This is a genomic window from Corynebacterium zhongnanshanii, from assembly GCF_014490575.1.
In the GTDB taxonomy this organism is placed as follows: Bacteria; Actinomycetota; Actinomycetes; order Mycobacteriales; family Mycobacteriaceae; genus Corynebacterium; species Corynebacterium zhongnanshanii.
This window is the reverse complement of record NZ_CP061033.1, coordinates 1,155,792-1,174,107: the sequence shown is the minus strand read 5'-3', so window position 1 is coordinate 1,174,107 and position 18,316 is coordinate 1,155,792. Positions and strand designations below refer to the sequence as shown.

The 18,316-nt window shown below is 62.3% G+C and carries 18 protein-coding genes; 11 read left to right on the top strand and 7 right to left on the bottom strand.

Features of this window, described 5'->3' with window-relative positions:
- Nucleotides 1-35 precede the first annotated feature (35 nt).
- From IAU67_RS05315 to IAU67_RS05295, 5 genes are read left to right on the top strand one after another with little or no spacing between them, the layout of a single operon-like run.
- Complete coding sequence (locus tag IAU67_RS05315) at nt 36-1,076, top strand: sensor histidine kinase (protein ID WP_151841678.1); 1,041 nt, start codon at nt 36-38, stop codon at nt 1,074-1,076.
- Nucleotides 1,073-1,702, top strand: a complete 630-nt coding sequence (locus tag IAU67_RS05310) for a response regulator (RefSeq protein WP_151841677.1) — start codon at nt 1,073-1,075, stop codon at nt 1,700-1,702. Before IAU67_RS05315 ends, IAU67_RS05310 begins: the two co-directional genes overlap by 4 nt.
- A gap of 23 nt (nt 1,703-1,725) precedes the next feature.
- On the top strand, nt 1,726-3,552 hold the full coding sequence (locus IAU67_RS05305) for a penicillin-binding transpeptidase domain-containing protein (RefSeq protein WP_151841676.1): 1,827 nt from the start codon (nt 1,726-1,728) through the stop codon (nt 3,550-3,552).
- Complete coding sequence (map, locus tag IAU67_RS05300) at nt 3,545-4,405, top strand: type I methionyl aminopeptidase (RefSeq protein WP_151841675.1); 861 nt, start codon at nt 3,545-3,547, stop codon at nt 4,403-4,405. The genes IAU67_RS05305 and map overlap by 8 nt, the downstream gene beginning before the upstream one ends.
- Before the next feature lie 8 nt (nt 4,406-4,413).
- Nucleotides 4,414-4,953, top strand: coding sequence for a carboxymuconolactone decarboxylase family protein (locus IAU67_RS05295; protein WP_151841674.1), 540 nt, complete (start codon nt 4,414-4,416; stop codon nt 4,951-4,953).
- On the opposite strand, the gene IAU67_RS05290 is transcribed toward IAU67_RS05295, so the two are convergent.
- The 3 genes from IAU67_RS05290 to IAU67_RS05280 are packed head-to-tail and all read right to left on the bottom strand — an operon-like array spanning nt 4,922 to nt 8,099.
- Complete coding sequence (locus IAU67_RS05290) at nt 4,922-5,746, bottom strand: SDR family oxidoreductase (protein ID WP_151841673.1); 825 nt, start codon at nt 5,744-5,746, stop codon at nt 4,922-4,924. The genes IAU67_RS05295 and IAU67_RS05290 overlap by 32 nt on opposite strands.
- Nucleotides 5,747-5,755: 9 nt before the next feature.
- Nucleotides 5,756-7,141, bottom strand: coding sequence for a mycothione reductase (gene mtr, locus IAU67_RS05285; protein ID WP_151841672.1), 1,386 nt, complete (start codon nt 7,139-7,141; stop codon nt 5,756-5,758).
- A 13-nt stretch (nt 7,142-7,154) separates the two neighbouring features.
- Nucleotides 7,155-8,099, bottom strand: coding sequence for an alpha/beta hydrolase (locus IAU67_RS05280; RefSeq protein ID WP_225723450.1), 945 nt, complete (start codon nt 8,097-8,099; stop codon nt 7,155-7,157).
- 118 nt (nt 8,100-8,217) lie between these two features.
- Between IAU67_RS05280 and mqo the strand changes: the two genes are divergently transcribed.
- On the top strand, nt 8,218-9,702 hold the full coding sequence (gene mqo / locus IAU67_RS05275) for a malate dehydrogenase (quinone) (protein WP_370451924.1): 1,485 nt from the start codon (nt 8,218-8,220) through the stop codon (nt 9,700-9,702).
- Here the strand turns inward: mqo and IAU67_RS05270 are convergent, their stop codons facing one another.
- Entirely contained in the window at nt 9,703-10,863 is a 1,161-nt protein-coding gene (locus IAU67_RS05270; RefSeq protein ID WP_151841669.1) for a protein adenylyltransferase SelO family protein, read from the bottom strand.
- A 33-nt stretch (nt 10,864-10,896) separates the two neighbouring features.
- On the opposite strand from IAU67_RS05270, the gene cobA reads away from it, so the two are divergent.
- Nucleotides 10,897-11,631: a uroporphyrinogen-III C-methyltransferase gene (gene cobA, locus IAU67_RS05265; protein WP_225723449.1), complete on the top strand. Its 735-nt coding sequence runs from the start codon at nt 10,897-10,899 to the stop codon at nt 11,629-11,631.
- Here the strand turns inward: cobA and IAU67_RS05260 are convergent.
- Entirely contained in the window at nt 11,620-12,822 is a 1,203-nt protein-coding gene (locus tag IAU67_RS05260) for an HNH endonuclease signature motif containing protein (RefSeq protein ID WP_151841667.1), read from the bottom strand. The two genes, cobA and IAU67_RS05260, sit on opposite strands and share 12 nt — an antisense overlap.
- Nucleotides 12,823-12,928: 106 nt before the next feature.
- Entirely contained in the window at nt 12,929-13,675 is a 747-nt protein-coding gene (yaaA, locus tag IAU67_RS05255) for a peroxide stress protein YaaA (protein WP_151841666.1), read from the bottom strand.
- A 29-nt stretch (nt 13,676-13,704) separates the two neighbouring features.
- Here yaaA and IAU67_RS05250 point away from each other — a divergent pair, with 29 nt between their 5' ends.
- A complete protein-coding gene (locus tag IAU67_RS05250) occupies nt 13,705-15,462 on the top strand; it encodes a proline--tRNA ligase (RefSeq protein WP_151841665.1) in 1,758 nt (585 codons plus the stop codon).
- On the opposite strand, the gene IAU67_RS05245 is transcribed toward IAU67_RS05250, so the two are convergent.
- Nucleotides 15,446-16,348 (bottom strand): DUF4439 domain-containing protein, encoded by a 903-nt coding sequence (locus IAU67_RS05245; protein ID WP_151841664.1) that lies wholly within the window; start codon nt 16,346-16,348, stop codon nt 15,446-15,448. The two genes, IAU67_RS05250 and IAU67_RS05245, sit on opposite strands and share 17 nt — an antisense overlap.
- A 16-nt stretch (nt 16,349-16,364) precedes the next feature.
- On the opposite strand from IAU67_RS05245, the gene rimP reads away from it, so the two are divergent.
- From rimP to IAU67_RS05230, 3 genes are all read left to right on the top strand, one after another.
- Nucleotides 16,365-16,877 carry a ribosome maturation factor RimP gene (gene rimP / locus IAU67_RS05240; RefSeq protein WP_151841663.1) on the top strand — a complete coding sequence of 171 codons (513 nt, stop codon included), beginning with the start codon at nt 16,365-16,367 and terminating at the stop codon, nt 16,875-16,877.
- Nucleotides 16,878-16,907: 30 nt separating this feature from the next.
- Nucleotides 16,908-17,897 carry a transcription termination factor NusA gene (gene nusA, locus IAU67_RS05235; protein ID WP_151841662.1) on the top strand — a complete coding sequence of 330 codons (990 nt, stop codon included), beginning with the start codon at nt 16,908-16,910 and terminating at the stop codon, nt 17,895-17,897.
- Nucleotides 17,898-17,970: 73 nt separating this feature from the next.
- Nucleotides 17,971-18,285, top strand: a complete 315-nt coding sequence (locus tag IAU67_RS05230; RefSeq protein WP_342355605.1) for a YlxR family protein — start codon at nt 17,971-17,973, stop codon at nt 18,283-18,285.
- Nucleotides 18,286-18,316 lie beyond the last annotated feature (31 nt).

Genomic DNA, 18,316 nt, shown 5'->3' with positions numbered 1-18,316 from the left:
GGAGTGTGAGGGCTGTGCATTAGGCTGGGGGCATCATGGTCAAAAAATTGGATCAGGCCTGGGTGTTTTTAGGCCACGGCCTGCATGTGTTGGTTGCTGCCCTGTGGGTGGTTGCTGTGCTGAACGACGGGCTCAGTGCTGCGGCGGTGGTGTTTGCGGTGCTGTATGCCACGGGGATGTTCATGTCACCCCGCTGGGTGTGGCTGCTCGCGGTGAGCGCGGCGTGGGCGTGGTGGCTGTATGCAGCGCCCTCGGCGGCGTTCGTCGCCTTCGCCCTGTTCTTCCTGGTGGTGCGCTTCCTTCCCATCCGGTGGGCCATCCCTTGCGTGTTCGCCGTGGCGGCTGTGGCGGTCGTGTCGCTGGGCGTGGAGAAGGGCTGGACGCTGGGCGGGGTGATCGGCCCCGTGACCGGAGGCCTGGTGGCGCTGGGCTTGGGCATTGGCTTTCGCATGCTGCGCCGGGAAACCGCCACGGCCGAACGCGCCCGGCTGGCCGGGGAGATCCACGATACAGTCGCCCAGGGCCTGGTCTCCATCCAGATGCTCCTGCACTCCGTGGAGCAGAAGATCGACCGGCAGTGGGGTGAGGTCCCGGAGGATCTGCGCCGCGACCTGCAGCTGGCTCGGCAGACCGCGCAGGCGAACCTGGAGGATACGCGCCGCATCATCGCTGAGCTGCAGCCGGCGCAACTGGAGGGTGCGGACCTTCCCACGGCGGTGCGGTCCGTGGTGGCGTCCACCCCGATGGGCGAGCGGATGCGCTGCACCATCGATGGGGACGCCCGGCCCCTCGCCGCACGAATCGAGGTGGAGATCGTGCGCATCACCCAATCGTTGGTGTCCAATGTGGTGAAGCATTCCCATGCCGACGCCGCCGCGGTCACCCTCACCTATCAGCCAGACGCCGTGCGGGTCGATGTGGTGGACAACGGCCGTGGGTTCCAACCGGATGACGCCAGGCTGAGCCCCGTCGGCTTAGGGGCCGTGAAAAGAAAGGTGACCACCATGGGAGGAACTATGGACATCGAGTCCGAGCCAGGCCACGGCTGTGGCGTGTCGATCGAGGTTCCAGCATGATCCGAGTACTCATCGCCGACGATCACCCCGTCGTCCGCGCAGGCCTGGCTTCCATGGTGGAGGGCCACGACGTGGATGTTGTGGCCAGCGTGGACTCCGCGCAGGAAGCCGTGGAGCTGTGTAGCACCACGCCGGTGGACGTGGTGCTCATGGACTTGCGCTTCGGCGAAACCCCGAACTCCACAACGGGTGATGGCGTGTGGGCCACGGAGCAGATCCGCGCATTGCCGAATCCGCCTCAGGTACTGGTGGTGACCAACTACAGCACGGACTCCGATGTCATGGGGGCCATTAGCGCTGGCGCCGTGGGCTACCTGCTGAAAGACTGCGGCCCCACCCAACTGCTGGAGGGCATCCGCCAGGCCCACCGGGGCGAGACAGTGCTCAGCCCGAACGTCATGGGCAAGGTCATGGGACGGCTATCCAACCCGATCGAAAAGCTCACCGCCCGCGAGCTCGATGTGCTCCGAGAGGCGAGTCTTGGCAAATCCAACCGCCTCATCGCACGCCAGCTGGTGCTCACCGAAGCCACGGTGAAGTCTCATCTGACCCATGTGTTCGCCAAGCTGGGGGTGAACAACCGAACAGCGGCGGTGGCCGTGGCGCGGGAACGCGGAATTCTGTAGACCGGCAGGTAGTGTCAGGACTCATGAGAACAGTTCTTGCAGCGACCACCACCGTCGGCTTGGTTTTCGGCCTGTCCGCGTGTACCCCGAAACCGGATGTGGCGGACGAGGTCGCTCAAGAGTTCCTGTCTGCGATGGCCGCCCGCTCCACCGAGCAGGCCGGAGACCTGACCGATAACCCCCAGGAGGCCCACGACCAGCTGGATCAGACGTGGGAGTCCATGCAGGCCGAGGGTCTGTCCGCGGTCCTGCAGCGGGTGAACACCGACGGTAACATTGCCACCGCAACCTACCGGATGGACTGGAGCCTCCCCGGTGATCGCCACTTTGGTTACGATTCCACGATGAAGCTCACGAAGTCGGGCGACCGGTGGAATGTGCGCTGGCAGCCATCCGTTGTACACCCTGACCTGGGCGCACGCCAGCACATGGAGCTGCGCAAGGTAGCCGCGAAAACCGCCAACGTTGTGGGCAGCGACGGGGCGGTCCTGCTGGAGCCGGGCACGATCACCCGCGTGGTCCTGAACACGGACACGGCCGGCAACGTGGGAGGGGCGATCACACGCATCGCCCGGGAATTGGACGTGTTGCGCGCCGAGGATCCTGCCGTCCCCAACATCGACGCCGACGCTCTCGCCCGAGAAGCCGCCGACGTGGACGGGGACTTTTCCGTGGTGACGCTTGGGGAGATCCCCGGCAAGAAGCTCCAGCGCGCGCTCGACGGCATGAGCGGGCTGCGCTTTAACACGGAAGCCGCGATGGTCCGCCCGGACCCGGGCTTCGCGCCGGACATCATGTCGCGCGTGTCCTCGCTGGTGGAGGACGATCTCAAGGGCAAGGATGGCTGGAAAGTCGTCTCCGTGAACACTGAGGGGGCGGAACTCACCACGCTCAATGAGACCGACGCCCAGCCCGCGCCCAGCGTCCACATCAGCCTGTCCCGGCAGATCCAGCAGGCTGCCCAGTCCGCGGTGGATACCCGCAAGGGCGCGGAGGCGATGATGGTGGTGATGCGCCCGTCGACGGGAGAGATCCTGGCTGTCGCGCAGACGAAGGAAGCCGATAAGAAGGGAAACCTGGCGTTGACCGGCCAATTCCCTCCCGGCTCGACGTTTAAGATGGTCACGGCGTACGCGGGTCTCACGGAGGAGGACCTCACTCCGGATTCGATGGTGGGCTGCCCGGGCACTCAGGACATTGGTGGCCGCATCGTGACGAACTACAACGGCTTTTCCCTGGGCACCACGCCTCTGCAGAACGCGTTTGCGAAGTCCTGCAACACCACGTTCGCAGACATCTCCACCAAACTTGAGCCGGGTCATTTGCAAGAGATCGCGAAGCAATTCGGGCTGGGCGTCGATTATCAGATTGAAGGATTGGACACGATCACGGGTTCGGTTCCCCACGGCGAGACGATGCTGGACCGCACCGAGTCGGGTTACGGTCAGGGCCTGAATCTGGTGAGTCCGTTTGGGATGGCGCTGGTGGCGTCCGCGGCGGCGTCGGGTTCCCTGCCCACGCCCGTGTTGATTCCGGGGGAGGGGCATGAGACGTCCGCGAAGGGGACGGTGCAGGAGTCCTTGAAGCCGGAGAAGATCGAGGAGTTGCGCCAGATGATGCGTGCCGTGGTGACCAATGGTTCGGGCGCGGGAATCGCCGGCGCGGGTGAGGTCTACGGTAAGACCGGTGAAGCCGAGATCAACGGCGGATCGCACTCCTGGTTCGCCGGATACCGCGACGATATTGCCTTTGCCACGCTGGTTGTGCTGGGTGGCGGTTCGGAAAACGCGGTGGGCGTGACGAATAGTTTCTTCAGCAACCTGGACGAGTACAGTGGAGCGCATGACTAGAGCTCCACTTGTACCAGGAAACCCCACCCCGATCCGCCCCGTCGCTCACTCGATTGAACGGCCAGAGTACGCGTGGAAGGATTCCGTACAGGAGGCGATGGGGGAGCCGTATGTTCAGACTCCGGAGACCATCGAGAAGATGCGCGAGGCCAGTCGCATCGCCGCCGAGGCGTTGCGGGAGGCCGGCAAGGCCGTGGCCCCCGGCGTGACCACCGACGAGATTGACCGCGTGGCCCACGAGTACATGTGCGATCACGGTGCATACCCCTCCACGCTGGGCTACATGCACTTCCCGAAGTCCTGCTGCGTGTCCTTGAACGAGATCATCTGCCACGGCATTCCGGATAGCACCGTGATTGAGGATGGGGACATCGTGAACATTGATGTCACGGCCTACAAGAACGGCGTGCACGGGGATACCAACGCCACGTTCTTGGCCGGGGATGTCTCCGAGGAGCACCGCCTGCTGGTGGAGCGTACGGAGAAGGCCATGTGGCGAGGCATTAAGGCTGTCAAGCCTGGCCGTGAGATCAACGTGATTGGCCGTGTGATCGAGGCCTACGCGAAGCGGTTTGATTACAACGTGGTGCGGGACTTCACCGGCCACGGTGTGGGTCCGACCTTCCACAACGGCATGGTGGTTCTGCACTACGACTCCATGGCGTACACCGATGTGCTGGAGGAGGGAATGACCCTCACCATCGAGCCGATGCTGAACCTGGGTGGCCTGGAGTACGACATCTGGGATGACAACTGGACCGTCCAGACCCGCGACCGGAAGTGGACCGCGCAGTTCGAGCACACCCTGGTGGTGACCGAGGATGGATGCGAGGTTCTTACTTCTCTGGAATAGTTAGGAGTATGAATACTCCTGGACCGGCACGATTCCGAGAACTGGGCCTGATCAACGGCAGCATCACCGCCCTTGGCGCCCGGGTTCAGAAAAGAAAGACGCTGGGCGTGTTTGCCACTCTGGGCCGCGCCCGGCGCCTTTTTCGCATGTGGCTGCTGTATTCGGCGATGATGATGCCCTTTGGCTACCTGTCGCGTCAGGATACGGAGCTGATCATCCTGCGCGTAGCGTGGCTGCGCGGCAGCGCCTACGAATCCGACCAGCATCGCGATCTCGCCCGCCGCGTGGGGTTGAGCCCCCAGCAGATCGACGCCGTGCACACCCCAGAACACGGCTTCACCGGCAGGCGCGCGGTTCTCCTCGCAGCCACGGATGAGCTCGTGCGCGACAAGCAGCTCTCGCCGACAACCCGGCTGCGGCTCACTGCAGAGCTCTCTGCCCGCGACCAGGTTGCCTTCGTGATGCTGGTGACGAACTACGACGGCCTGGCCACAGCTCTGGACGTGCTCGGCGTGCCTATCGACGAGCCCAGGCGAAGCCGCGGTTGAGTAGCGTCATGGCGGCCTTGTAGGCCCATGGACAGTTGACCTGCGCCCAGCGGGCGACGGCGATGTCCCTGCTGGTGGTGATGAGGTACTTATTCTTACGCACCCCAGCCCGGATTGCCTGAGCCGCGTCTTCCGGGCTGATGGCGTGCCCCTGGAACAGTGCGGTGGCCTTCTGCACTCGTTTGTTCGACCGGTCCACCCCGTGGATGTCGATGGAATGCACCAGGGGCGTATCCACCGCCCCGGGAGCGACCACGTGCACGTCCACGCCCAACGGCTTCATATCAAAGCGCAGTACCTCGGCCATGCCCATCACCCCGGCTTTGGACGCGGAGTACGCCGCGTGCCACGGCAGGCCTAAGATTCCCGCCGCGCTGGAGACGAAGACCAGCTTGCGGCGGGGCTTGTGTCCATCACCCAGGTAGTGTGCGAAGGCCTCCACCATGTGGATAGACCCCATCAAGTTGATGTCGATGACTTTCTGCCACTTGTCGTGAGGGAGGCTGCGGGCGTCGCCCCACAGGGAGATCCCCGCGACATGATGGACTTCGTCGGGAACGCCGAACTCTGCCACGACCCGATCAGCCCACCCAGTCACCGCCTCGACATCGGCGATATCCAGCACCTCGGTGTCCACGTGGCAGCCCGTGCACTGCCGTGCGGTGTCCGCCAACCCGGCCTCATCCCTGTCGGCCAGCAGCAGTGTTGCGTCAGTAAAGGACAGCGCCAGCGCCCGCCCAATTCCGCTGGCTGCGCCAGTGATGACCACAATGTTTGGTTCCCGATACTTCATGCTGTCTCATTATGGCAGCAATCCTTTAGGATCGGGGGAGGAAAACTCCAATCCCAGCAGAGCGTTTTCCACTACCTCCGTCAGCGCCGGGTGCGGCCAGTACTGGTTTTTGGCGAACACGCGGGCGTCGATGCCAAAGGTCATGGCAGTCACGAACGGCTGAATCAGCGTGGCGGCCTGGTGACCCAGCACGTGCGCGCCCAGGATCTCGCCGGTCTCCGCGTCGGCAATGACCTTCGCGATGCCCACCTGGTCCTCCATGGCCCAGCCATAGGCCACGTCCCCAAAGTTCTGCACCTTCACCGTGACCGTCCGCCCGGTGTCCCTGGCCTGCGCTTCCGTCATGCCGACCGTGGCGATTTGGGGATGCGTAAACACACCCGACGGCACCGCGCGGTGATTCAGTGCGATCAGGTCATCCGGGTGCGCGATGTTGTGCGCCACCACCCGTTGCTCGTTGTTCGCGACGTGCTTCAGCTCGAACTCGTTCGATGCGTCTCCCAGCGCCCACACGCCGTCTGCGCTGGTGTGTCCGTAGTCGTCGACCAGGATCCGCCCGTCGTCATTAATCTCGACGCCGCCGGCCTCCACGTTCAGAGTGTCCGAATTATTGATGCGCCCCATGGCTACGAGTACCTCGTCGGAGATGATCTCGGTTCCGTCGTCCAATGTGAGCGCGATGGAGTCCCCGCGCTCCTCGGCGCGCTCGACCGTGCGGCCGAGCTTCAGGTCCCATTGCGCGGCGGCCTGCTCGTTGAAGCGTTCCACGATCGTGTCGTCCAGCTTCCGCAGCAGGCGAGGGGAGCGGTTGATGACCGTGACGCGGGACCCCAGAGCGGAGAACACGTGGGCAAACTCCACGGCCACGATTCCGCCTCCCAGGATCGTGAGCGTCTCCGGAACCTCCGGCAGGCGCATGATGCTCTCGTTGGTGTGGTGCCGCACGCCCTGGATGTACTCCGGGATGAACGGCCGCGTGCCGGTGGCGAGCACGATCTGATCGCCGGTGATGACCTCGTTGCCGACCTTGAGCGTTCGAGGCCCCACGAACTCGGCGGCCTGCTCGAACAGGGTGATGTTGGGGGTCTCCTCGCCGCGGCGATACTTTGCCCCGCCTTCGGAGATGGGGTCGATGCGCTCGCTAAAGATGCGACGCTGCAGGTCCTGCCAATCCACCTTTTGGACCGACGCCTGCACACTCACGCGCGAGGCTCCCTCGATCTCCCGGATGATATCTGATGGATAGACAAACATCTTCGTGGGAATACAGCCCACGTTGATGCAGGTGCCGCCGAACACCCCCTTTTCGATGATGGCGATCGACAGGTGCTCGTTGTCTGGGCTGGGGATCGAGTTGCCGGATCCGGTTCCGATGATGATGAGGTCGAAGTGCATAACGCGTCCTATCCTAGATCGTTTCTAGCCACCGGGCAGCGTGCTCCAGGGCGCTGGTGCGCACCTGCTCAGGCGAGAGGAACACATCGTGCAGCGCACCCGGAAGGACCACCACCTCGGTCTCGGGGTGTGCGTTGTGCGCGTTTTCCCGCATTTGCGCCGGATTCAAGATGATGTCCGCGTTGTCCGAGCACAGCAGGAGAGTGGGAACACCCGTGTCATAACGGCCGGACTGCAGCTCCTTAATTTCGCTCATCACACCCGCCAGCCAGCTGACGTACTTCGGCCGGGGCTCGAGTGGCTTAAACTCCAGGTTGTAGTCCCACTCGCCGTGCTCCGAGGCGTGCAGCGAGCGGCCATAGGCCGGGTTAATCCCGCCGGGGACGCGCAGCATGGGGGCGCGCTTGGCCAGAATAGGAAAGACATGGGACACGATGGCCTTGGTTACCGGGTCAAACTGCAGCGCAAACCACGGGGAGTTCAACATCACGCCGCTCAGCCGCGCATGCAACTCGGGGTCCTGAACCCGAAGCCGGGCAGCCCACATTGTCACGTCCAGTCCACCCGTCGAATGCCCCACAGCCACCACCTTGGGGTGCTGGTCAGCTAAGAGACGCAGGGTGAGTGAGAGCTCGGCGTCGTATAAAGATTGGGACGACACGTGGTGCCACGTCTGACCAGGGCGCCACGAGCGACCACATTTGCGCAAGTCCACACCGTAGATCGCGTATCCCAACTCGTGGAAATAGCGAGCCACATGGGCCTGGAAAAAGTAGTCGGTCATGCCGTGGACAAAGAAGAGGGCGGGACGGCCGTCGAGTTCTTCCGGCGCATAACGAACAAGCGTGAAACGGATAGGCGTCTCGCCATCGGGATCTGTACCCAACTCCACGAAGGCCCGCTCGAAGCCCTCGCCCAGCTCATCCGGTTCAAAACTCAATTCAGACAGAGTGATCATGCTAGTCATGCTAGTAAAATTCGCGAAACTCAGGGGCACAGTATTGTGATTCTGCCTCAAGAGCGTATTGTGAAAAAGACCCAACAAAAATCGCCTTGTCAAAGGAATGAAGGAAAAAGTGGCATCTACAACCGGAAATAAGGATTCCGTCGACGTACTGCTTATCGGCGGCGGCGTGATCTCCAGCACCCTGTCCATCATGTTGAACGAGCTCCAGCCAGACTGGAGCCAGCTCATTGTCGAGCGGCTGGACGTCCCCGCAGCAGAGTCCTCCGACCCATGGAACAACGCAGGTACCGGTCACTCCGCACTGTGCGAGCTGAACTACACCCCAGAGGTCAAGGGCAAGATCGACATCTCCAAGGCCGTGGGAGTCAACGAGAAGTTCCAGGTCTCCCGCCAGTTCTGGTCCTACCTCACCGAAAAGGGTGCACTGTCCGACCCACGTGAGTTCATCAACAAGGTCCCACACGTTTCCTTCGCCCAGGGCATGGATCAGGTGGACTACCTTAAGGCACGCTACAACGCCCTGAAGGACCACCCACTGTTCCCGAACATGCAGCACTCCGAGGACGAGTCGAAGTTCCGCGAGTTCCTGCCTCTCATGTCCAAGGGCCGCGACTTCAACAACCCGGTTGCCATCTCTTGGTTCGAAGACGGAACCGACATCAACTACGGAGCCTTGACCCGCCAGTACCTGGACTACGTCTCCAACAACGGCGTGACCGTACGCTACGGCACCGAAGTGAAGAACCTGAAGCGCGAAGGTGCCAAGTGGAAGGTCACCACCAAGAACCTCCACACCGGAGACACCTCCGTCATCACCGCCAACTTCGTCTTCGTCGGAGCCGGCGGAATGGCCCTGCCACTGCTGCAGAAGTCCGGCATCCCCGAGATCAAGGGCTACGGCGGATTCCCCGTCTCCGGTGCATGGCTGCGCTGCACCAACGAGGAGCTCGTCTCCCAGCACCACGCCAAGGTCTACGGCAAGGCATCCGTGGGCGCGCCACCAATGTCCGTTCCTCACCTGGACACCCGCGTGATTGACGGCAAGCAGGGTCTGCTGTTCGGCCCCTACGCCGGCTGGACCCCTAAGTTCCTGAAGCAGGGCTCCTACCTGGACCTGTTCAAGTCCATCCGCGCCACGAACATTCCTTCCTACCTGGGTGTTGCCGCCCAGGAGTTCTCCCTGACCAAGTACCTGGTGGAAGAGGTGCTGAAGGACCAGGCTGCCCGCGTGGAATCTCTGCGCGAGTACATGCCGTCCGTCAACGGCGACGACTGGGAGCTCGTTATCGCCGGCCAGCGCGTCCAGGTCATCAAGCCTATTGGCGCACCGAAGTTCGGTTCCCTGGAGTTCGGTACCGCGCTGGTGAACTCCCAGGACGGATCCATCGCCGGTCTGATGGGCGCTTCTCCAGGCGCATCCATCGCTCCATCCGCAATGCTCGAGGTGCTGGAGCGCTGCTTCGGCTCCCGCATCGCCGAGTGGGCACCAAAGCTGAAGGAAATGATTCCTTCCTACGGCACCCGCCTGGCCAAGAACCCTGAGCTGTTCAACGAGCAGTGGGAGCGTTCCCAGAAGGCCCTGAAGCTGGCCTAATTACGTGCCACAGTAGCTTGTGAATCCGGTATCACCTGGCGAGGTGATACCGGATTTTTTGCCTTGTGCATAGGGGTCGCGGAGATCCTCAACAATGTCGTTGAAGGCCTCCATGTCGCCCGCCTCTGCGCGGTTCAAGGCATCCTGCAGCGCATGATTACGAGGCACGACGTGCCCCAACGCGGTGGGATAATCCCCGCATTCTTCGAGAACCTCTTCCCACCTGGGGCCGAGGGCGTCGGTCATTTCACGTTCATAGGCGTGGGCGTAGAGATCGGGGAAACGGCGCAGGTGCTCCTCGGCGTTCTCCGCGGTGAGGGCTTCGGCGAGGCGCGCGAGGTTCCACTGGGTGATGGCGGGCTGCTTGTTGAAAGCGTAGCGCTTGCCCGTATCGACGGAGCTGAAGCAGGCCTCGGGGTCGTAGGCGTCCATGAAACCGCAGGGTCCGAAGTCGATGGCGTCCCCGGCGATGTGCACATTGTCCGTGTTCAAGGCGCCGTGGACAAATCCTAGCCGCATCCATTGCGCCACCAAGGTAGCCTGGCGCTCCACGACCGCGGGGAAGAGTGGGCCAGTGATACCGGAGCGTTGCGCGGCGTAGCTCTCCAGCCGCTGTACCAGCTCGGGGTTGAACATCGCGGCACACTGGAAGGTGCCGATGCGGATGTGGTGGCGCGCCACGCGTACCAAAACCGCACCGGGTGGGAAGGGGAGTCCGGCCGTACCGCGGGGAGTGGTAAGCCGCTCCCCAGTGGCAATGACGGCCAGCACTCTGGTGGTGGGAACACCCATGGTGTGCAAGAACTCGCTGATGACATACTCACGCAACGCCGGGATCAGGGGAAGTCTCCCGTCCGCGCCGAGCTGCGTGAAGGGAGTGCGTCCGCTGCCTTTCAGGTGAATGTCATAGCCGCCCAGCTCGCCTAGGAGCAGGGAACGGCCATCGCCGAGGATGGGGGAGAACTGCCCGAACTGGTGCCCGCTATATGCCATGGCGAAGCCCTCTTTGCCGAGGAGATCCTCCACATCGATGCCCGGGCAGCCGAGCTCGGCGGCCAGGGCATCGTTTCTGATGAGCATGCGTGCCTCGGGAAACTCCTCTCCAACCGTGGGCCGGCAGAGTTCCGGGAAGTGCTGGGCGAAGTCGTGGGTTAGCTGCATGGTCTTAGCATAGGTATGTCTAGGATTGGTGTCATGAGTTTGGGACGAGCAATCTTAATTGGTGGTGGCCCCGGAGCATGGGATTTGATCACTGTGCGTGGTATGCATGCTCTTCAGCAGGCAGACGTCATTCTGACTGATCACCTGGGGCCGTCCCATCAGCTCGACCAACTGTGCGACGTGAGCGCCAAAGAAGTTATAGATGTAGCCAAGTTGCCCTATGACAGGCAGGTCAGCCAAGAGCGCATCAACGAGCTCATCGTGTCCCACGCCCGTGCGGGGAAGATTGTGGCACGGCTGAAAGGGGGAGACCCCTTCGTGTTCGGCCGCGGCTTTGAAGAAGTCGAGGCCTGCGCGCAGGCCGGCGTGCCATGCGACGTCATCCCTGGCGTGACGAGCGCTATCTCGGTTCCGGGCTTGGTGGGTGTACCGGTGACAAACCGAGGAGTGGTTCATTCCTTCACCGTGATCTCTGGGCATGTTCCTCCTGGAAGTCCATCCTCTCTGGTCGATTGGCACGCCCTAGCGCGTACCGGTGGGACCCTCAGTGTGATCATGGGAGTAAAGAACGCAGCCGCGATTGCACAAGCTCTCATGGAGGGCGGTCTGGACGCGGACACGCCAGTGCTGATCGTCCAAGAGGGAAGCTACGAACACGAGCGGTCCCTGCGTACGTCCTTGGGGCTCTTGGGGCAGACCATGAAGGACCAGAACGTGAAGGCCCCTGCCGTGTACCTAATTGGTGAGGTCGCCGGCCTACGCGTGTGACATGTGATCCCATGGCCGGGGTGCCTCGAACGGTGCTTTCTTTCGACGATTGGCTTGCCTTCTGCTGAGTCTTTGCTTGAACGTGGTCCGAGCCAGCGGTCCGTCGGGCAGCGTGCTGACCGTGTGGCCATCGCCGTGGGAGGTCCACGTTTCGCCGCTGTCTGCGTAGCGGGTCACATCCCAAATGCCCGCAGTCTTCAGCTGGTGATGGTGCTTGCACAACAGATGAAGGTTGTCCGTGTGGGTGGGGCCACCCCCGGCGTAGCGCTGGATGTGGTCCACCTCGCACATGTGAGCAGGGATCTCGCAGCCGGGGAAGCGGCAATGGCCATCGCGGGCTTGGACGAAGGCACGCTGGGCGTCGGTGGGTGAGTATCCCTCAGTAGCGGACGGGCCGAGCGTGCGCACACTGGTCACCCTTTCGAGCCATTTCTCGGATACCATTCCCTGAAGCCAGCCACCTGCGCTGAAGAGCTCGCGGGCGGTGGTGCTGATGTTTTTGTAGAGGTTGAGCGTCACGCGAACGTCAGCCTGGCCCAAGATGAGCATTTCCAGGGCGATGTGTGGATCCACGTCGTACTTATGCGCGGTTGCTTGAATGAGCTCATCGATCGCATCGGCTGTCATGCTGTCCGTGGTGAGCGTGATGGCGGTTGTTTGCTCGGCGATCTGACGCATGGTCAGCGCATGCAACTCCTCATCGGGACGCTCTGGCAAAGCTTCCGGACAGAGCGACGTCAGGATCTTCTCCAGCTTGGTGGCTGCGTTTCGTGGGCTGAGGCAGTGCTGGTTCTGGATGCGCGGTTCCAGCGCTGCCACAAGATCGCGTTCCACATCTGCCCTCGCGCGTTCTGGGACTCTGCTGAGGTCATCCAGAAGCCGCGAGACGACCCGTGGCGTGAAGACGCCACTCATAAAAAGCCCGCTCAGAAGAGGGAAGAAGGACAAGACAAGTGCTTCCATCGCGTACTTTTCTGCCTGGTAGCGGGTCAGGCCCGCGCGAGCGACCAGCCGTGAAGCAAAGTCAGGAATGTAGTCCTCGGGTTCGGGCGTGCACATGAGAAGCAGTTCAATGTGGTCGCGGTTGATGCGGCGCGCCAAACATGAGAGCTGGTCCTCGGTATCCTCAATGCGCCAGGATCCGGGCCGGCGCTGAGGTGGCCGCTGGCGGTCAGCGTAGGTGGTAGTCATGGTTCCCCCTGGTGTGTTCCCCTGGTGTAGTTCCTTTCATGTGTAAACCTACCGGGGAGGACATACATTCACGCTGCCTTTAGGTTCTCAAAATCGAACACCCGTTCTAATTTCTGATTACCAACACAAGCTCCCGTGCCTTCTTGCTGGAATACTCAACCTCATGACCTACAGACTCAGCCAGAGCCTTCAGCTCCTCAATAGTCCGCGGATTCTCCTCAGCCTCCGCCAAATCGCGTGCCAATACGCCCTTATAGTGCTTATTAAAGTGGCTGATGACCTTACGGCTGCCATCCTCCTGCACGGACTCCACGCGCACCGTCACCGCGTCGTTCAGTCGCCCCAACTGCTGATATGTACCCGAGCGCAGATCCACCACCAGCTGCTGTTCCGCAACCTCGGCCAATGTCTCCGTAATCGCGGAGCCCCAACGGCTCTTCAGCGTCCGATCATCCAGCTTCACCCCGCCCGACAGTCGATAATGAGGAATGGGATCCTCGGCACCCACCACGCCGAACAACGCCGAACCGATCGCCAGCCGCGAGCGCGCATGATCGGTGAGGGTCGCGGCGTGGAGGGCGTCGTAGAGAACCCCCGTGTAGCGCTCAATCGCGGGCGTGGTGGGCCCGTTGCGCAGCGCTCGATTTTCCTTAATTTCCGACGCCAAAGCCTCCGAAATCCCCAGCACACTCTGCGCTTCCGGCTCGTTGCCGGAGCGGCACAAGCGCATCAGACTGTCAACAAGTTCAAGCCGGATCGGGTTCAGGGAAGGGAAGCTCAACGCGTCCATAGACATGGGTTCGGGGGAGCCACCAAAAGACTTCGTTTCAGAAGGTGGGAGGACAATAAGCATGCCTCCACCATAATGGTAGAGTCATCCGCATGATCACCCGTATGTCCTCTCTTTTCCTGCGTACGCTGCGCGATGATCCCGCAGACGCAGAAGTGCCTAGCCACAAGCTCCTCGTCCGCGCTGGTTACATTCGGCGTGCCGCCCCTGGTGTGTACACGTGGCTTCCTCTGGGGCTGCGTGTACTCCGGAAGGTAGAAGAGGTCGTACGCCAGGAGATGGACGCGATCGGAGGCCAGGAGCTGCTGTTTCCTGCGTTGCTGCCGCGCGAGTACTACGAGACCACGGGCCGCTGGGACGAGTACGGCCAGGCGCTGTTCCGCTTGAAGGACCGCAAGGGTGCGGACTATCTGCTGGGGCCGACGCACGAGGAGATGTTCGCCTCCGTGGTGAAGTCGGAGTACAGCTCCTACAAGGACTTCCCAGTCATCCTGTACCAGATGCAGACCAAGTACCGCGATGAAGAGCGCCCTCGTGCCGGGGTGCTGCGCGGTCGTGAGTTCGTCATGAAGGATTCCTACTCCTTCAACATGGACGACGAAGGGTTGGAGAAGGCCTACCAGCTCCACCGCCAGGCGTATCAGAAGATCTTCGATGCCCTGGGTATTACGTACGCCATCTGCTCGGCAACGTCTGGGGCGATGGGCGGATCGGCGTCTGAGGAGTTCCTGGCTGTGTCCCCGACGGGTGAGGACACCTTCGTGCGTTCCACCGAATCGGAGTACGCGGCCAACGTGGAGGCCGTGAAGACCGTCGCGCCCGCCGAGCGTGATACCGCGGATCTTCCCGAGGCCAAGGTCCATGACACCCCAGAGTCTGAGACGATTGAGGCTCTCGTGCGCTGGGCTCAGTCCGAAGGCCTCGATGTGACTGCTGAGGACACCCTGAAGTGCATCGTGGTCAAAGTTCAGGAGCCCGGGACGGATGAGGAAGGACGTGCCTTTGAGCCTCAGCTGACCGGCATCCTCGTGCCCGGTAACCGGGAGGTAGACATGAAGCGCCTCGAGGCCTCCTTGGAGCCGGCCAGCGTAGAGCTCGCCAGCGAGGAAGACTTCGCGAAGAACCCCTTCCTGGTCAAGGGCTACGTTGGCCCCCGGGGGCTGCAGGCCAACGGCGTGCGCGTTCTGGCTGATCCACGTGTGGTCACAGGAACCGCGTGGATCACTGGTGCGGATGAGAAGCAGAAGCACGTGGTGGGCCTGGTTGCCGGTCGGGACTTCACACCAGATGGCTACATCGAGGCCGCAGAGGTGCTCGAGGGCGACCCATCCCCAGACGGCAAGGGCACGCTGACCCTGGAACGCGGCATCGAAATCGGCCACATCTTCCAGCTGGGCCGCAAGTACACCGAGGCCATTGATCTGCACATCCTCGATGAGCACGGCAAGCGCGCCATCCCCACCATGGGCTCCTACGGCCTGGGCATCACGCGCCTGGTTGCCGTGATGGCCGAGCAGATGCACGACGATGCCGGCCTACGCTGGCCCACCACGGTCGCACCGTTCAATGTTCACGTGGTCATCGCCAACAAGGACGAGGCCGCCAACCGCGCCGCGGAGGAGCTGGCGCAGGCGTTGTCGGATGCAGGCCTTGAGGTGCTGTTCGACGAGCGTCCGAAGGTGTCCCCAGGCGTGAAGTTCAAGGACTCCGAATTGCTGGGCATGCCGTACGTGGTTGTGGTCGGCCGGGGCTTTGCCGATGGTGTGGTGGAGCTCCGCAACCGCCTGACCGGCGAGAAGACGGAGATTCCTTACGAGTCCGCGGTCGAGGAGATCACTCGCCTCGTATAGCCGTCGCGTGCGGGTCCTCGCCGAAGATTGGCTCCAGGCCCGCCTCGCCACGCGCGATGAGCCCCGCCCACCGTGCGTCGAACTCCCGCGCCGTGGGATTATTTCCCATCGACGCCAAGCTTCTCATCTGATGAGTCACCGGCCGAATAGCGGTGTACAGATACCGAGCCGCCTCGGCGGCATTGTGCGGGGTTCCGTCGGGGGAGACGTAGCCCGCCTGCGGCTCTGGCACCTCCGCTCCGAGACTTCCCAGGATGGTGTGAACCTGTCCACGAAGGCTGCGTAAGCGGGTGGCCAGCGAACCCAGCAGATTCTGGTGCGCGCCCCCATCGGCGGCCATGGCCACGCCGGTGGCGTAGACCGCGGCATAGATCAGATCCATAAGATGCGCGAGGCTTTCGCTGTGCTGCTTGTGGCCCGCCGCTACTTCGTCGAGATTCAGCGCCTTAGCTTCGGCCAGCTCCGGAGCCGCTTGGGCGGTCGCCGCCGCGGCGTACAGGCCCGTCAGGGTTCCCCCGGGATCGCCGTCCTGCAGTGCAACCAGCAGGGCTTGTTCCACTGGCAGCGTTGCGGACGGCGTCTCCAATGCATCCACGCATTCCTGCGGCGGGTTGCCGTCCCGGTCAGTACCGCACTGCCGCAGAAACTCCTGCTTCACAATGTCAGCCTGCTCCGCGAACATGGACGCCCACGCGTCACCCTCGGCGCTGCGTTGGACGGCGGCACCGTAGGCGTCGAGAACGCGGGAGTTGAGGTTCACCTTCGGCGTGAACACATCCGTGGTACAGGCCGACGTGGCGACCGCCGTGGTGCCGAGGAGACCTGCGAGGGCGAACAGCTGGCGTCGGGAATAGGGAACGGTGTAGAAGCGCATCACATTCAGCATAGTACTGTCGGTACCTATGGCATTCCCAAGCAAAGAACAAGTGCAGAGTTTTCTTCACCCCGTGATCGCCGAGTTCGGTGTGGAACTCGAAGACGTGGAGGTGGCCAAGGCAGGCGCCAAGTCCCGAGTGAAGGTTCTGGTCGACGCGCCAGATCTGGATGCGGTGGAGGAGATTTCGAAGTCCGTCTCTGAGTCGTTCGACGCGGCCGAGGAGCGCGGCGAGCTGAATTTCGGGCCGGGCTACACCTTGGAAGTGTCCACCCCGGGGTTGGATTTCCCGCTGACCGCCGAGCGCCACTGGCGTAAGAACATTGGACGGCTGGTGAGACTTAAGGATGGGCGAAAGGTTCGCATCGCGCAGGTGGATGGGGAAAACGTGATCCTGATCGCAGCGCAGAAGAAGAACCTGGACGTTTTCCGTCAGCAATTGGCGGAAGTGGCCGGTGCGGTGGTAGAAGTTGAGTTCAACGCGGTACCGCAGCAGGAGGCTCAACTGGTGGGCCTGGATGTGGACGCGTATAACTTCTAACCCCAGCAGTTTTTCTCCCAAGGAGCACAATTGAACATCGACATGGCGGCATTGAAGGCACTGGAAAAGCAGGAGAACGTGCCGCTCGATGAGCTACTGGCGGGGATCAAGCGGGGGCTGCTGGAGGCCTACAGGGGAATCTCTCACTACGACGGCCCGGCCCGCGTGGACATTGACGAGATCAGCGGCACAGTCACCGTCTATCAAATCGAGAAGAACGAGGACGGGGAGGTCATCGGCAACATCGACGACACCCCGACGGACTTCGGTCGCGCTGGGGCCCTGGCGGTCCGTGAGGCCATCCGCTTCCGCATTAATTCCTCTCGCGTTCAGGCGAAGTACGACGAGTACTCGGACCTGCGCTACACGGTAGTCAACGGCATCGTCACGGCCGATGCGCGCGCGAACGAACGCGGCGTGGTGGTGGTCCATCTGGGCACGGAGGCCAACGGCATGGACGGCCAGATCCTGCCTGCTGAGCTGATCCCGGGGGAGAAACTGGAGCACGGAATGCGCGTGCGTGCCTTTGTCACCGATGTGATCAACAACGGCAACCGCAGCGTGCAGATCAACTTGTCCCGCACCCATCCAGAACTGGTCCGTGGGCTGTTTGCGCTGGAGGTTCCCGAGGTGGCGGACGGGTCCGTGGAGATCGTGTCCGTTGCGCGCGAGGCCGGCCACCGCACGAAGATTGCTGTGAAGTCCACGATTAAGGGGCTGAACGCGAAGGGTGCCTGCATTGGTCCGCGGGGCCAGCGCGTCGCCAACATCATGGCGCAGCTGGGCGGCGAGAAGATCGACATTGTGGATTACAGCGACGATCCTGCTGTCTTCGTGGGCAATGCCCTGGCACCGTCGAAGGTGGTTAGCGTGATTGTGACCGACGCCGAGCTTCAGGTCGCGAAAGCCACCGTTCCTGAGTACCAGTTGAGTCTGGCGATCGGCCGTGAAGGGCAAAATGCACGCTTGGCGGCGCGCCTGACGGGATGGAAGATCGACATCCACCCAGACACGGCGTAGGACAGTGGGTTAACAGTTCCCGGCTTTTTCGCGGTACACTTGTGGGTGGTCTTGGGACTTCCAAGGCGACAACATGTCAATGAGTGGGGATGGTGCGTCTGTGAATGATAACCGTCCTCTGAGAACCTGTGTGGTCACGCGTGCGAAACGGCCGCAGGATGGACTGCTGCGGTGCGTCGCTCAGGCGAGTCCGGATGGGACGATGAAGATTGTTCCCGATCCTGACCGTGTGAAGCCTGGGCGTGGAGCATGGATTACACCCACGTTGTCGGTATGGGAAGCCGCCGTGAAACGTCGAGCGTTCGCTCGTGCGTTGAAGTTGTCCACCACCGTGGTGGATGCAGACCCTGTACGTGTTCACTTAGAACAAAAGGAAACCGACCATTGATGAGCGCACGATGAAGCAGCATCAGCGATGA

What these genes read in the sequence shown, in the direction of transcription:
- IAU67_RS05270 (WP_151841669.1), bottom strand. Translation starts at nt 10,863, where the DNA reads ATGCAGCTAACCCACGACTTCGCCCAGCACTTCCCGGAACTCTGCCGG.
- yaaA (WP_151841666.1), bottom strand. Translation starts at nt 13,675, where the DNA reads ATGCTTATTGTCCTCCCACCTTCTGAAACGAAGTCTTTTGGTGGCTCC.
- IAU67_RS05250 (WP_151841665.1), top strand. Translation starts at nt 13,705, where the DNA reads ATGATCACCCGTATGTCCTCTCTTTTCCTGCGTACGCTGCGCGATGAT.
- IAU67_RS05315 (WP_151841678.1), top strand. Translation starts at nt 36, where the DNA reads ATGGTCAAAAAATTGGATCAGGCCTGGGTGTTTTTAGGCCACGGCCTG.
- mtr (WP_151841672.1), bottom strand. Translation starts at nt 7,141, where the DNA reads ATGCACTTCGACCTCATCATCATCGGAACCGGATCCGGCAACTCGATC.
- IAU67_RS05245 (WP_151841664.1), bottom strand. Translation starts at nt 16,348, where the DNA reads ATGCTGAATGTGATGCGCTTCTACACCGTTCCCTATTCCCGACGCCAG.
- map (WP_151841675.1), top strand. Translation starts at nt 3,545, where the DNA reads ATGACTAGAGCTCCACTTGTACCAGGAAACCCCACCCCGATCCGCCCC.
- IAU67_RS05290 (WP_151841673.1), bottom strand. Translation starts at nt 5,746, where the DNA reads ATGAAGTATCGGGAACCAAACATTGTGGTCATCACTGGCGCAGCCAGC.
- IAU67_RS05305 (WP_151841676.1), top strand. Translation starts at nt 1,726, where the DNA reads ATGAGAACAGTTCTTGCAGCGACCACCACCGTCGGCTTGGTTTTCGGC.
- cobA (WP_225723449.1), top strand. Translation starts at nt 10,897, where the DNA reads ATGAGTTTGGGACGAGCAATCTTAATTGGTGGTGGCCCCGGAGCATGG.
- IAU67_RS05310 (WP_151841677.1), top strand. Translation starts at nt 1,073, where the DNA reads ATGATCCGAGTACTCATCGCCGACGATCACCCCGTCGTCCGCGCAGGC.
- IAU67_RS05230 (WP_342355605.1), top strand. Translation starts at nt 17,971, where the DNA reads ATGTCAATGAGTGGGGATGGTGCGTCTGTGAATGATAACCGTCCTCTG.
- IAU67_RS05280 (WP_225723450.1), bottom strand. Translation starts at nt 8,099, where the DNA reads ATGATCACTCTGTCTGAATTGAGTTTTGAACCGGATGAGCTGGGCGAG.
- IAU67_RS05260 (WP_151841667.1), bottom strand. Translation starts at nt 12,822, where the DNA reads ATGACTACCACCTACGCTGACCGCCAGCGGCCACCTCAGCGCCGGCCC.
- rimP (WP_151841663.1), top strand. Translation starts at nt 16,365, where the DNA reads ATGGCATTCCCAAGCAAAGAACAAGTGCAGAGTTTTCTTCACCCCGTG.
- IAU67_RS05295 (WP_151841674.1), top strand. Translation starts at nt 4,414, where the DNA reads ATGAATACTCCTGGACCGGCACGATTCCGAGAACTGGGCCTGATCAAC.